Source organism: Streptococcus sp. SK643 (assembly GCF_000259505.1).
Lineage (GTDB): Bacteria > Bacillota > Bacilli > Lactobacillales > Streptococcaceae > Streptococcus.
The window spans coordinates 36,867-50,964 of the sequence record NZ_AJMM01000031.1 but is presented as its reverse complement, the minus strand read 5'-3'; the positions used below and the strand labels follow the sequence as shown (position 1 = coordinate 50,964).

The 14,098-nt window shown below is 38.3% G+C and carries 12 protein-coding genes; 2 read left to right on the top strand and 10 right to left on the bottom strand.

Annotation, left to right across the window (positions count from 1 at the left end):
* Positions 1-129 precede the first annotated feature (129 nt).
* Positions 130-1,038: a LysR family transcriptional regulator gene (locus HMPREF1117_RS10925; protein WP_001222594.1), complete on the top strand. Its 909-nt coding sequence runs from the start codon at positions 130-132 to the stop codon at positions 1,036-1,038.
* Between the two features lie 641 nt (positions 1,039-1,679).
* Here HMPREF1117_RS10925 and HMPREF1117_RS10920 read toward each other — a convergent pair.
* The 7 genes from HMPREF1117_RS10920 to HMPREF1117_RS10890 all read right to left on the bottom strand — a co-directional run bounded on the left by HMPREF1117_RS10920 (position 1,680) and on the right by HMPREF1117_RS10890 (position 8,281).
* Complete coding sequence (locus HMPREF1117_RS10920; protein ID WP_000025383.1) at positions 1,680-3,221, bottom strand: ABC-F family ATP-binding cassette domain-containing protein; 1,542 nt, start codon at positions 3,219-3,221, stop codon at positions 1,680-1,682.
* Positions 3,222-3,230: 9 nt separating this feature from the next.
* The gene (locus HMPREF1117_RS10915) at positions 3,231-3,704 is read right to left on the bottom strand and encodes a VanZ family protein (protein WP_000976597.1); all 474 of its coding nucleotides are present in this window, start codon (positions 3,702-3,704) and stop codon (positions 3,231-3,233) included.
* A complete protein-coding gene (gene rlmN, locus HMPREF1117_RS10910; RefSeq protein WP_000804752.1) occupies positions 3,704-4,789 on the bottom strand; it encodes a 23S rRNA (adenine(2503)-C(2))-methyltransferase RlmN in 1,086 nt (361 codons plus the stop codon). The genes HMPREF1117_RS10915 and rlmN overlap by 1 nt, the downstream gene beginning before the upstream one ends.
* 20 nt (positions 4,790-4,809) lie before the next feature.
* Complete coding sequence (locus HMPREF1117_RS10905; protein ID WP_001224361.1) at positions 4,810-5,340, bottom strand: YutD family protein; 531 nt, start codon at positions 5,338-5,340, stop codon at positions 4,810-4,812.
* Positions 5,341-5,495: 155 nt separating this feature from the next.
* Positions 5,496-6,101, bottom strand: a complete 606-nt coding sequence (sodA, locus tag HMPREF1117_RS10900) for a superoxide dismutase SodA (RefSeq protein WP_000974737.1) — start codon at positions 6,099-6,101, stop codon at positions 5,496-5,498.
* A 183-nt stretch (positions 6,102-6,284) separates the two neighbouring features.
* On the bottom strand, positions 6,285-7,313 hold the full coding sequence (gene holA / locus HMPREF1117_RS10895) for a DNA polymerase III subunit delta (RefSeq protein WP_000879638.1): 1,029 nt from the start codon (positions 7,311-7,313) through the stop codon (positions 6,285-6,287).
* Positions 7,314-7,345: 32 nt separating this feature from the next.
* Positions 7,346-8,281: a dihydroorotate oxidase gene (locus HMPREF1117_RS10890; RefSeq protein ID WP_007557535.1), complete on the bottom strand. Its 936-nt coding sequence runs from the start codon at positions 8,279-8,281 to the stop codon at positions 7,346-7,348.
* 242 nt (positions 8,282-8,523) lie between these two features.
* On the opposite strand from HMPREF1117_RS10890, the gene gdhA reads away from it, so the two are divergent.
* Positions 8,524-9,870: an NADP-specific glutamate dehydrogenase gene (gdhA, locus tag HMPREF1117_RS10885; protein ID WP_000199542.1), complete on the top strand. Its 1,347-nt coding sequence runs from the start codon at positions 8,524-8,526 to the stop codon at positions 9,868-9,870.
* Positions 9,871-9,872: 2 nt separating this feature from the next.
* Here gdhA and HMPREF1117_RS12065 read toward each other — a convergent pair whose 3' ends face one another.
* The 3 genes from HMPREF1117_RS12065 to gyrB all read right to left on the bottom strand — a co-directional run bounded on the left by HMPREF1117_RS12065 (position 9,873) and on the right by gyrB (position 14,093).
* Positions 9,873-9,998, bottom strand: a complete 126-nt coding sequence (locus tag HMPREF1117_RS12065; protein WP_007557537.1) for a hypothetical protein — start codon at positions 9,996-9,998, stop codon at positions 9,873-9,875.
* A gap of 340 nt (positions 9,999-10,338) precedes the next feature.
* Complete coding sequence (gene ezrA, locus HMPREF1117_RS10880; protein WP_000016884.1) at positions 10,339-12,066, bottom strand: septation ring formation regulator EzrA; 1,728 nt, start codon at positions 12,064-12,066, stop codon at positions 10,339-10,341.
* Positions 12,067-12,146: 80 nt separating this feature from the next.
* On the bottom strand, positions 12,147-14,093 hold the full coding sequence (gyrB, locus tag HMPREF1117_RS10875) for a DNA topoisomerase (ATP-hydrolyzing) subunit B (protein ID WP_000136622.1): 1,947 nt from the start codon (positions 14,091-14,093) through the stop codon (positions 12,147-12,149).
* Positions 14,094-14,098: the final 5 nt, after the last annotated feature.

Genomic DNA, 14,098 nt, shown 5'->3' with positions numbered 1-14,098 from the left:
CTACTTTTTTACCTTATTTACTAAATGATTTAGAAGTTTCTTCTTAACTACTTTACAGAGACTCACACAATGCCCCTGATTTTCCTATCTTCTTTGGCGATTCCGACGCAAGTGTGGTACAATTAAATCATGAGAATTCAACAATTACATTATATTATCAAAATCGTCGAAACTGGCTCTATGAATGAGGCAGCTAAACAACTTTTCATTACCCAACCTAGTCTTTCTAATGCTGTTCGAGATTTAGAAAATGAAATGGGTATTGAAATTTTTATTCGTAATCCTAAGGGCATTACCTTGACCCGTGATGGCATGGAGTTTCTCTCTTATGCCCGTCAGGTTGTCGAACAGACCCAGCTTCTGGAAGAACGCTATAAAAATCCTGTCGCCCACCGCGAACTCTTTAGCGTGTCGTCCCAGCACTATGCCTTTGTGGTCAATGCCTTTGTATCGCTACTTAAGAAAAGTGATATGGAAAAGTATGAGCTCTTTCTCCGTGAAACACGAACTTGGGAGATTATTGATGACGTCAAGAACTTCCGTAGTGAAGTTGGTGTCCTCTTTTTAAACAGTTACAACCGAGATGTTTTGACAAAGATGCTAGATGATAACCATCTGCTTGCCCACCATCTCTTTACCGCCCAACCGCATATCTTTGTCAGCAAAACCAATCCTCTGGCTAAAAAGGACAAGGTAAAACTATCTGATTTAGAGAATTTCCCTTATCTCAGCTATGACCAAGGGACGCACAACTCCTTCTACTTCTCAGAAGAAATTCTTTCACAAGAACACCACAAGAAATCCATTGTTGTGAGCGACCGTGCTACACTCTTTAATCTCTTGATTGGTTTGGATGGCTACACTATTGCGACAGGGATTTTGAACAGTAACCTTAATGGAGATAATATTGTTTCTATTCCATTAGACATTGAAGACCCAATTGAACTTATCTATATTCAACATGAGAAAACTAGCCTATCCAAAATGGGCGAACGCTTTATCCAGTATCTATTAGAAGAAGTTCAGTTTGATAATTAAAAGTAAATAACAAATCAGCTTACTTTCTTTTCTTAAGTAAATTCAAAAATTTGAACTACTTGGTTACAATATCATCTCCTTTATCTCCGATATCTTAAACAGTCTTGACTTGGAAATTCATCCTAACTAAGATTAGTTATCCTCACTCATCTATTTAGCTAGTAAGTCCCAGCTAAAACTAAGGATACTGATTTATTAAGCTGTTTTCATAGAACTCATATATATGAATCCTTCCACTTTCATTTTGTAGATAAAAGATATTAGACTGGAAACAAAATAACATTCCTAAATAACTATGCTCCGAAAGTTAGCTTTTGATTACTAACTTTCGGATTTTTTTGTTTAATGAGACTTGGTGATAAAAGAGCTAATACTCTTCGAAAATCTCTTCAAACTACGTCAGCTTCACCTTACCGTAGATATATGTAACTGACTTCGTCAGTCTTATCTACAACCTCAAAGCAGTGCTTTGAGCAGCTTGCGGCTAGCTTCCTAGTTTGCTTTTTGATTTTCATTGAGTATAAAACGTAAAAAATAAAAAAGATTGAGCTCTGATCCATACAAAACTCAATCCATGATATCATTTTACAATTAAACTTCTAGCTACAAAATCTTTCGATTCTGTCTTTTTAAACCTAATTTTACGTCAAGTTATTAAAGTCCCAGATTTGGTCCATCCAGCCTTCATAAAAATCTGGTTCGTGGCAGACCATAAGAATAGATCCTTTATACTCTTTTAGGGCTCGTTTGAGTTCATCCTTGGCATCCACATCCAAGTGGTTGGTTGGCTCGTCTAGTACCAAAACATTATTTTCTCGATTCATCAAGAGACAGAAACGAACCTTGGCTTGTTCCCCACCTGACAAGACCTGAATTTGGCTTTCGATATGCTTGGTTGTCAGACCACAACGAGCAAGGGCTGCACGAACTTCTGCTTGGTTGAGAGCTGGAAAGGCATTCCAGACAGCTTCAAGAGGAGTTTGGCGATTACCGCCTTCAACTTCCTGCTCAAAGTATCCAAGTTCTAGATAATCTCCACGCTCAACTTCCCCAGCAATAGGTGGGATAATTCCTAAAAGACTCTTTAAAAGAGTGGTTTTCCCAATACCATTGGCACCGATGATGGCAACTTTTTGATTACGTTCAAAGGTGAGATTTAATGGCTTGGTCAGAGGACGGTCATAACCAATTTGCAAATCCTTGGCTTGGAAAATAAAGCGCCCTGGTGTACGAGCTGGTTTGAAATCAAAGGATGGTTTTGGTTTCTCACTTTGCAGTTCGATAATATCCATCTTATCCAATTTCTTTTGACGAGACATGGCCATATTTCGTGTTGCAACACGAGCTTTATTACGAGCTACAAAGTCTTTGAGGTCTGCAATTTCTTTCTGCTGACGTTCGTAGGCTGCCTCCAGCTGAGATTTCTTCATAGCATAAACTTCTTGGAACTGGTAGTAGTCACCAGAATAACGCGTTAGCTGTTGATTCTCCACATGGTAGACAATATTTATAACGTCATTTAGGAATGGAATATCGTGTGAAATCAGAACAAAGGCATTCTCATAGTTTTGGAGATAGCGCTTAAGCCAGTCAATATGCTCAGCATCCAAGTAGTTGGTCGGCTCGTCCAACAGCAAGATATCAGGCTTTTCAAGTAGAAGTTTAGCCAAAAGCACCTTGGTTCTTTGCCCACCTGACAAAGAGGTTACATCCGTATCCATGCCAAAGTCCATGACACCAAGGGCACGCGCTACTTCGTCAATCTTAGCATCCAAGGTATAGAAATCACGGCTCTCCAGACGGTCTTGGAGTTCTCCCACTTCTTCCATGAGAGCATCAACATCAGCTCCATCCTCAGCCATTTCCATATAAAGATCATTGATACGGACTTCAGCTTTAAAAAGCTCATCGAAGGCTGTGCGAAGAACATCACGAACAGACTGACCTTCAGCAAGGACGGAGTGCTGATCCAAGTAACCAGCAGTCACATATTTGGACCATTCCACCTTCCCTTCATCTGGCAACATCTTACCGGTTACAATACTCATAAAGGTCGATTTTCCTTCACCATTGGCACCGACAAGACCGATATGTTCCCCCTTGAGGAGACGGAAAGATACATCTTCAAAAATTGCACGATCACCAAAACCGTGACTCAGATTTTTAACTTCTAAAATACTCATTCTAATTCCTTATTTGTTTTTATATAATTGTTTATAGAGTAGCCAAGCCAGATAGCCCCCCAAGGTATTGGTCCACAAATCATCAATCTCAAAGACCCGATTAAAATCAAAGAAAAAGTCCAAAACTAACTGCGTACACTCAATTCCAAGACTTAAGAGAAAACTGAATAAAATGACCTTTTTTGTCTTCCGCAGGTTTGGAAAAAGATAAAGGAGTTGGAAAATCAGGGGAAAGAGCAAGAAGACATTGAGGATATTTTGTAGAAAAATCCAACATAATTGTCCTATGTCACTCACCTCACCCAGTTTCCAGAGGGAATTGAAAGGAGTCAAAAGAAAAACCAGGCGTCCAAGATGCTGAATACCTGGAGTTTCTACCCCCACGGGAGAATGTTCTTGAGGAGTAAAGCAAAAAGAGACGATACAAATGCTATAGAAAATGACTCCCCAGACCAAAATATGATTATGAGTTTTCTTCATCATTAAGGATTAGCTACTGCGACTGCTTTCTGGCGGTCACGTTTCATTGTATTAGAACGCAATTGTCCACAAGCTGCATCAATATCTGTACCATGCTCTTGACGAACCACACAGTTGACCCCTTTTTTCTTAAGCATATCGTAGAAGGCCAGGACGCGCTCCTTAGGACTACGGCTATATTGGTCATGCTCACTGACTGGGTTATAAGGTATCAAGTTGACATAAGACAATTTCTTGATATTTTTGAGCAATTCAGCCAACTCAAGAGCCTGTTCCACACCATCATTGACTTCATTGAGCATGATATACTCAAAGGTTACACGGCGATTAGTTGTTTCAATATAGTACTCGATAGCGGCGAAGAGTTTTTCAATCGGAAAGGCACGGTTAATCTTCATAATACTTGAACGAAGTTCATTGTTAGGTGCATGAAGAGAAACGGCAAGATTGACCTGAACACCTTCATTAGCAAAATCACGGATCTTGTGAGCCAAACCAGATGTTGAAACTGTAATATGTCGAGCACCGATGGCCATCCCCTTGTCATCATTGATGGTACGGACGAAATTCAAAACATTATTGTAGTTATCAAATGGTTCACCGATTCCCATGACAACGATATGGCTGACGCGCTCATCCTGACCACGCTCATCAAAATATTTCTGAACCAGCATGATTTGCGCTACGATTTCACCGTTATTGAGGTCACGTTGTTTCTTAATCAATCCAGAAGCACAGAAGGTACAACCAATATTACAGCCGACCTGAGTTGTCACACAGACAGACAAGCCATAATGCTGGCGCATAAGCACCGTCTCAATCAACATACCATCTGGTAATTCAAAAAGATATTTAACCGTCCCGTCAGCAGATTCTTGAACAATACGTTGTTTCAAAGGGTTAACCATAAACTGATCATTTAGTTTAGCAATCATATCCTTGGAAAGGTTGGTCATTTCTTCAAATGACTGGACACGTTTACGGTAGAGCCATTCCCAAATTTGATCTGCTCGGAATTTCTTTTCACCTTGCTCGAGCACCCATTCCTGCATGGCTTGACGCGTTAAACTATATATAGACGGTTTCATTTTCTCTCCTTATATTCCATTCATTTCTGTCGAATAACAAAATGACGCTGGCCCTTGTCCTCAATCTGAGAATGCTGGTTTTTATGGCGACGTTTATTTTTCTTATCTGCATTGGGTTTTCTTTTGTTTTGAATAGGTTTCTTGCCATTTTTTGAAGGACTTTCTTCTTCCTTCTTACGCATTTTTTTGTCAAATGTAGCCCTCTTAGGTGTCTCATTTAATAAAACAAAATAGGCACAACCATAACTACAGTATTCTAAGAGATAATCCTGTAGACGACTGATTTTTTCGAGTTTTTCTTCCGTTCTTTCATCCTTGTAAAAACCTCGGAGACGAAGTTGTTCATTACTCCAATCTCCCACGATATAATCAAATTTGGTTAAAACTTCTGAAAAACGCTGATTAAAAGCTGTTACATCAAAAGCGTCCTTGATATTTTCAACCAAGGTAAAACCTATCCCTTCTGTTTCAACCTTGTCCCCATATAGATGGAACTCTGGGCCAGGAAACTTGTTATAGTTGTATAATTCAGGTGCAATTTCTTTTCGCATACTTATCCTTTTTCCACGATTACTTACCACCTATTCTACCATAAATTCTGCAAGTTAGCACGTTTCTTATGAAAATGAAAAAAGTCTGACGATTTAGTCAGACATCTGTTTGATAACCTTAAAAAGAGAAGAATCATTCTTCCCTCCAACTATCATTATTTAGCTGCTGCATAGAGTTCATCTACTTTGTTCCAGTTAATAACTGAGAAGAAAGCTTTGATATAATCAGGACGAACATTACGGTATTTCACATAGTAAGCATGTTCCCAAACATCCAAACCTAAGATTGGTGTTTTACCTTCTGAGATTGGAGTATCTTGGTTAGCTGTTGAGGTAACTTCAAGTTTACCTTCTTTGTTGACAACCAACCATGCCCATCCAGAACCGAAGCGAGTTGTTGCTGCCGCAGTGAAAGCTGCTTGGAATTCTTCAAATGAACCAAATGTTGCATCGATCGCTGCTGCAAGTTCTGCTGAAGGAGCTGTTTTTTCTGGAGTCATCAATTCCCAGAAAAGAGCGTGGTTCAAGTGGCCACCACCGTTGTTGATAAGCGCTTGACGGATATCTGCTGGGATAGAATTAACATCTGCAAGTAAAGCCTCAAGATCTTCTCCGATTTCAGGATGTTTTTCAAGAGCTGCATTAGCATTGTTGACATAAGTTTGATGGTGTTTGTCGTGGTGCAAATGCATTGTTTCAGCATCGATGTATGGTTCCAAAGCGTCGTATGCATATGGAAGATCTGGTAAGATAATAGCCATCTGTAATACCTCTTTTTCTTTCTATATGAAAATGATAACGTAAACATTCACTTTTTTCAAGTTTTTTGCTTATAGACAAGGAAATCACTGACATACTTTCTAATAAAATAAGCAAATCAACAAGAAACCCACGACAAGAGAATGTTGACGCGGGTTAAAGTTTCTAACATATAATCAATTGACCTAACTAGCAATCTGCAAGAGTGCCTTTTCAAAAAGAAAACCTTTTTCATAAAGACCTGTCTTAATCTGATAGTCTGTCTCAATCAAGTAAGAAATAGCTTGCTTCAAAAAGCTCAAGGAGAGTCCTCGTGAATCTCTCAAGGCAAACTTGATTTGATAGGGATTGGGATTGCGTCCCAGATAACTACCTAGACTACTTGCAATCTGAGATTCTGTTTGACCAGACTCCGCCAAAATCTTCACCTGAGTAAAAGTCCGAAATTGTCCTAACATGACTGCAACCAGTTTGATTTCATCTTCACCTTGTAAGATCAAGTCTCTCACCAAATCGCGCGCCTGATCTATCTTTTTAGTCAGAATAAACTGAGTTAAATCAAAGATATTGTCTTGTAGGGTCTTGGGAATAGCTTGGATAATATCTTCTTCCTCAATAACCCCATCAGACTTATAAGACTGCAAAAAGATCAAGTTCTTCTGAATTTCACTAAATTGAAAACCCGACTTGACGAGAAGATTTTCAAAAGAATGATTGGTAAACTGCAAGCCTTGTTTCTGACTCCACTTTTGGAAATACTGGCGCAGTTCTTGTTCTTTGGCTTCTACTGCATCAAAAACCTTGGCATCACGCTTAAGTAATTTGACCAACCGTCTTTTGCTATCTAGTTTTCCTTCTGCAAATATCAACAACTTGGTTGTTGGCGAAGGATTCTCCAAATATTCTTCAAAAGACTTGAGTTCATCTTCCGTTAAAAAACGTTTCTTAGCAGTCGTGATATCGACAAAATGATCTAAAATCACAATTTTTTCATCTGCAAAGAAAGGAAGACTAACCAGCTCTAATTCCAAGTCCCTATAAGCTGCTTCTTTCATATCAAAATAGGCAAAGTTGAGGTCAGCAGAATCATAACCAATCTGTTTCAACACTTGTCTCTTCATAACTTCAAACTGACCCTGATCTGTCCCTGTAAAAAGGCTCAGACTCGGTAAATTTGATAAAGTCAACTTCTGACTTTCTTCAATGGCTAGCATCTTCTCTCCTTTCTTCTGATTTTTTAATGAATTTAATCGATATAGCGCAATTTCCCACGAAAATCTTCTAAGCTCTCATACCCTTTTTCCGCCATGATTGCTTTCAGTTCATTGGTAATGCGGTCAAAAGCACCGACACCTTCTTTGTGAAGGGTGGTTCCTACCTGCACCATACTGGCTCCACAGAGGATATGTTCAAAGGCATCACGACCAGTCAGCACTCCTCCTGTACCGATAATTTGGATTTGAGGGTTTAAGCGTTGATAGAAGGCATGAACATTAGCAAGAGCAGTCGGTTTGATATACTCTCCACCAATACCACCGAAACCATTTTTAGGACGGATAACGACAGACTCATCTTCTATATAAAGGCCGTTTCCGATAGAGTTAACACAGTTGACAAACTTAAGCGGATACTTGTTAAAAATAGCTGCCGCTTGGTCAAAGTGAACAATGTCAAAATAAGGTGGCAATTTAATTCCAAGAGGTTTGGTGAAGTAGGCAAACACCTCTGCCAAAATACGGTCTGTTGTCTCAAAATCATAGGCAATCTGAGGTTTACCTGGAACATTTGGACAGGAAAGGTTTAGCTCAGTCAGACCACGAAAATCACTCTCTTGAACTTTTTTCAAGATCGTATGTGTTTCCTCTGGAGACATGCCTACTAAAGAAAGGAAGAAAGTACGGTTTGGTTCTTTTGCCTGAAGTTCAAGGAGATAATCCAGATAATAATTCAGTCCATGATTAGGCAAGCCCATAGAATTGATAGATCCTAATGGAACATCTTGATAGCGAGGTTCAGGATTCCCCTGACGTAATTCCAAGGTTGCTGTCTTGGTCACAAAAGTTCCTGCCGCAGAGTTTTTAACACCTTCCAACTCAGCTACTGTCATACAAGCTACACCTGCTGCATTCATCAAGCAATTATCAAATTCAAAACCAGCAATTTGCGTTTTTGTTGATACCATTTTTGATCCTCCAGAGTCCATTTATTTCTAATATTATACCATACTTTAAGTTTTTCTTTTTGAGAAAGTTATTTATACGTTTATAGTTCGTTTTTTATCTATTCTCAAAGAATCCCAATTTCAAAAACTCATAAAAACTAAATTGAAAGAATTTTTAGAAAATTTTTGTTTTTCTCTTTACAGCTTAAAAAAATTCTGCTATAATGACACACATAATTAAATTAGAATTTAAGGAGAACGATATGACATCTGCTAAAGAATATATCCAAAGCGTGTTTGAAACTGTGAAAGCTCGTAACGGGCACGAGGCTGAATTCCTCCAAGCTGTTGAAGAATTTTTCAACACTTTAGAACCTGTATTTGAAAAACACCCTGAGTATATCGAAGAAAATATCTTAGCTCGAATCACAGAGCCAGAGCGCGTGATTTCTTTCCGTGTTCCTTGGGTTGACCGTGATGGAAAAGTTCAAGTAAACCGTGGCTACCGTGTTCAATTCAACTCAGCTGTTGGACCATACAAAGGCGGACTTCGTTTCCACCCCACTGTAAACCAAGGGATTTTAAAATTCCTCGGATTTGAACAAATCTTTAAAAACGTCTTAACTGGACTTCCAATCGGTGGAGGTAAAGGGGGATCAGACTTTGATCCTAAAGGTAAAACAGATGCTGAAGTGATGCGCTTCTGCCAAAGCTTCATGACTGAACTACAAAAATACATCGGCCCATCACTTGACGTACCTGCTGGTGATATCGGTGTTGGTGGACGTGAGATTGGTTACCTTTACGGTCAATACAAACGCCTTAACCAATTTGATGCTGGTGTCTTGACTGGTAAACCTCTTGGATTTGGTGGTAGCTTGATTCGTCCAGAAGCAACTGGTTACGGTTTGGTTTACTACACTGAAGAAATGCTTAAAGCTAACGGTAATAGCTTCGCTGGTAAGAAAGTTGTTATTTCAGGTTCTGGTAACGTTGCTCAATACGCTCTTCAGAAAGCGACTGAACTTGGTGCAACTGTTATCTCTGTATCTGACTCAAATGGTTATGTCATCGATGAAAATGGTATCGACTTCGATCTTTTGGTTGATGTTAAAGAAAAACGTCGCGCTCGTTTGACTGAGTATGCAGCTGAGAAAGCAACTGCTACTTATCATGAAGGTTCTGTATGGACTTACGCTGGAAACTATGACATCGCTCTTCCATGTGCGACTCAAAACGAAATCAACGGTGAAGCAGCTAAACGTTTGGTTGCTCAAGGCGTGATCTGTGTATCTGAAGGTGCCAACATGCCAAGCGACCTTGATGCCATCAAAGTCTACAAAGAAAATGGTATCTTCTACGGACCTGCAAAAGCTGCCAACGCTGGTGGTGTAGCCGTTTCAGCCCTTGAAATGAGCCAAAACAGTCTTCGCCTTTCATGGACTCGTGAAGAAGTTGATGGACGTCTCAAAGACATCATGACAAACATCTTCAACACAGCTAAAACAACTGCTGAAACATACGGTCTTGATAAAGACTACCTTGCAGGAGCTAACATTGCTGCCTTTGAAAACGTAGCAAACGCTATGATTGCCCAAGGTATTGTTTAAGATTAAAAAGGCTTATAAAAAGCAACAACTTCTCTCAGTTGTTGCTTTTTATCTTTTGAAAATGCTAAATATTTACCTTTCATCATTTCATTTTTTACAATAACTTTTAAAGGACTAAAATACAACATACACTAATCTTTTATTTTAGTGGAGATTTTACCCATTCTAGTTAGCCTATTTTTTCATTAGAACTCAGTTAAATTAAATCCCCTATTCTAATCATTAACATTTACTGATTTAAAGATAAAGTTTACCCTTTTGCTTCAAGGTAATATCATTTTCTATAAAATTGATTTTAAAATGTAGCATTTATGATTCTGCAATTTTAATGTTTTTAGAAAGACTGCTATACATTTAATAACGTCTCTAAGACTTTTTACATAGCTATTTTCAATCTGTAATATAAACATAAGACAATAGAAAAGGATTTAATTTGATTTTCACCAAATTAAATCCTTTTGACTTTTATTAAAAATGAATCGACTCACGTGTTTTCTCATATGAAGTAACAAAGCGTTTAGTAACACCTGGCTCTGCAACTTCCAAAGCTTCCGAAATCTTATCGAATGAAGCATGATAGTCAAACTCTTTTTCAAAAATTTCAAGAGCTTCATTAAATGCTTCCTGAATACGATCATCAAATGAGCGATAACGATTAGAATATTGTAATAACTGTTCTGTTAATGTTGCATATTGTACAATATCATATGTCTCAGACTCTAAAGCTTCCATATCACTTGTTGTAATTTCAAGCATACGGTTAACCGATTCTATATTCACCAATTTTTGATCTAATTCAGACATTAGATTTTCTGTGTTATTGCTAGCTGCAAAGAATAACTTCAAGAAAGATTGTGGAATACCTGGTAAGTTACGTTTTTCCATAAATCTCTTAATTGTATGAAGACGATTAACATAAATTGTAGCTTTTTGACGAGCATTTAAGTCATCTTTCTCAATACGAGCAAGATGCTCACTAACTGAAATTTGCTCATCTTCAATTTCTTTGAGATTTTCCTGTAAAGATTTAAGGTTTTCTTCAATAACTGAATAAGCTTGAGTTGGTTCATCTTGTTCAGAAGTTACTTCTGAAATAGCCATCTCATAGTTTTCTAATTCTGCTTGAAGACGGCGAACATGACTAAAATCAGTTTCAGAAAGCGAATAGTTCTTGCTTAAACGATCAATATCATCTATTAGTACAGAATTATTTTCCTTCATGTGTTGGACATAAGTAGGAAGTGTTGTTACCAAACCATCAACCACTTTTTGTGCAGCGATTTCTCTTGTAAAGATATCATAAAGGGCATTAATTTCTTCTTGAACTTGATTATTTTCGTACTCGGCATTGTCCAATTCTAGACGTGCAATATTTTCATTGTTTGTCTTTAAGGCTACATAAAGTAATTGGAAACGAGCTTCTATATCAGTTTCAACAAAATGATAGTTTGCTTCTAAAAGTTTTCGATAACCATCTTCTAAATCTTCTAATTGATCAGGAAGATCTTTAGTTAAACTTTTTACAATTGCTGGCATACGATCTACAATATGACTCAAAGCCAAAATATGATTTTCAGCCTTATCCAAAATCACAGCAGCTTCAACCGGATCCCCAGAAGAATTCAAGGTTACAAACTGAGAGAATTCTGATTGGATATTCTCCAATTGTTTTTCAATTTCAGACAATCCCTGACCATATTCTTCAGAATGATCAGCAACCCTATGCTGAAGTTCTTCAAATAAATCTAAAGTATGAGGAACACGACCACTATTTTTAGACTCTTGTTTTTCTAGTTCTGCCAAAGCATTTCGAATCTCAGCAATATCTTCTTCAATTAAGGTAATTTGACTCTCAATTTGGTCAATTTTATGACTTGCTTTGAAAAAACGAAACGAGTTATTGTATCCTTCTGCCTCAAAAAGGTTGTTCTCAATATCAGCAAAAGAATTGAGAGATAAATCAACCCATTTTTGATTCCATTCACGGAAAGTCACTTGACTTTGCCCTATTAAGTGCATATTTTTTACAGCTTCAACTTCATCATTAACTGGGAGATTATAGAGCTCTTCTTTTTTCTCTTCTAAACTTGCTAATTTATTTTCATTTCGTTTCTTTACATAAATTGCAATAGCATAGCCGATAAGCAAGAATATTGCAATTGCAATTATAAGATAGATTAGTAAACTACCTGACATATTAAACTCCTTTTTTACTTGAAACAATCGTAATGATTATATCATATTTTTTAGACCAAGGGAACTACTTCACCCTATTTTTAGATATCCAATGTACTATAGACAGCATTTTCTTCGATAAATTCACGGCGAGGTTCTACTCGATCTCCCATCAACATATCAAAGATTTTATCTGCTTCAGCTGCATCATCAACGGAAACTCTGGCCATCAAGCGATGTTCAGGATCCATTGTTGTTTCCCACAATTGGTGATCGTCCATTTCACCAAGACCCTTATACCGTTGGATGATTGGTTTTGCTCGACCTTCACTATGACGCGCTAAGGCTTCTTGGAGTTTAATTTCTTGATCTGCGCCTGGCTGGATGTATTCTTTAATTTCACTTCCCACCTTAACACCATAAATTGGTGGTTGAGCAATATAAACATAACCTGCTTCTAAGATCGGTTTCATATAGCGATAGATCAAGGTTAGTAAGAGAGTACGAATATGCGCTCCATCAACATCGGCATCTGTCATCAATACCAATTTTTGATAGCGAGCTTTATTGACATCAAATTCTGCACCAAATCCTGTTCCCATAGCTGTGAAGAGACTACGAATTTCTTCGTTAGCTAAAATCTTGTCCATAGTAGCTTTTTCAACATTCAAGATTTTACCACGAATTGGTAAGATAGCTTGAAATTCACGATTTCGTCCAGATTTTGCTGATCCACCAGCCGAATCTCCTTCGACAATGAAGAGTTCTGTTTCAGCAGGATTGTTAGATGAGCAGTCCGCTAGTTTACCTGGAAGGTTAGAAATTTCCAAACCTGACTTCTTACGAGTCACTTCACGAGCACGTTTAGCAGCTACACGAGCCTTAGCAGCCAGAATTCCTTTTTCTACAATGCGTTTTGCAATTTGAGGATTTTCCATGAGAAAATCGGAAAAGGCATCACTGAAGAGACGATTGGTAATCTTGACCACTTCGCTATTCCCCAGTTTGGTCTTAGTTTGTCCTTCAAACTGTGGATTTGGGTGTTTAACTGAGATCACAGCAGTTAATCCTTCGCGAACATCTTCCCCTGTTAAGTTGTCTTCATTGTCTTTTAGCAATTTACTCTTACGGGCATAATCATTGATAACACGTGTCAAGGCTGTACGGAAACCTTGTTCATGCGTTCCACCTTCATGGGTGTGGATATTATTGGCGAAACTCATGACATTTTCATGGTAACCCGTTGTGTACTGCATGGCTACTTCAACTGTGATATCATCCATCTCACCGTCAGTATAGATTGGTGTATCAAAGATAACATCCTTGTTTTCGTTGATGTATTTAACGTAACTAGCAATCCCACCCTCATAATGGTAATGCTTGGTTTGTTCCAAACCTTCACGCTTATCTGTGATGGAAATTTGTAAACCACGATTTAGAAAGGCCAATTCTTGAATACGTTTATTTAATTTATCAAAGTCAAAAGTGGTTGTTTCAGTAAAGATTTCTGGATCTGGTGTGAAGTGGACTGTTGTTCCAGTTTTATCTGTATCTCCAATAACCTCTAAATCTGCAACAACATGACCTCTACGGTACTCTTGGTAATGAATCTTACCGTTTTTGTGAACCTGAACATCAAGTTGAGTTGAAAGAGCATTAACAACTGATGAACCAACTCCATGAAGCCCCCCTGAAACCTTGTAGCCACCACCGCCAAATTTTCCTCCTGCGTGAAGGACAGTAAAGACGGTTTCAACAGCTGGACGGCCTGTTTTTTCTTGAATATCAACTGGGATACCACGACCATCATCTACAACTGTAATCGAATCATCTGGTTCAATAAAGACTTGGATATGGCTAGCAAAACCGGCCAAGGCTTCATCAATTGAGTTATCTACGATTTCCCAAACTAGATGATGAAGACCTTCTTTTGAGGTTGAACCGATGTACATCCCTGGACGCATCCGTACGGCCTCTAGACCCTCTAAAACTTGAATTTGACTGGCATCATAGTCCTGTGCCTCTATATTTTTGATTTTTTCTGTCATCTTAT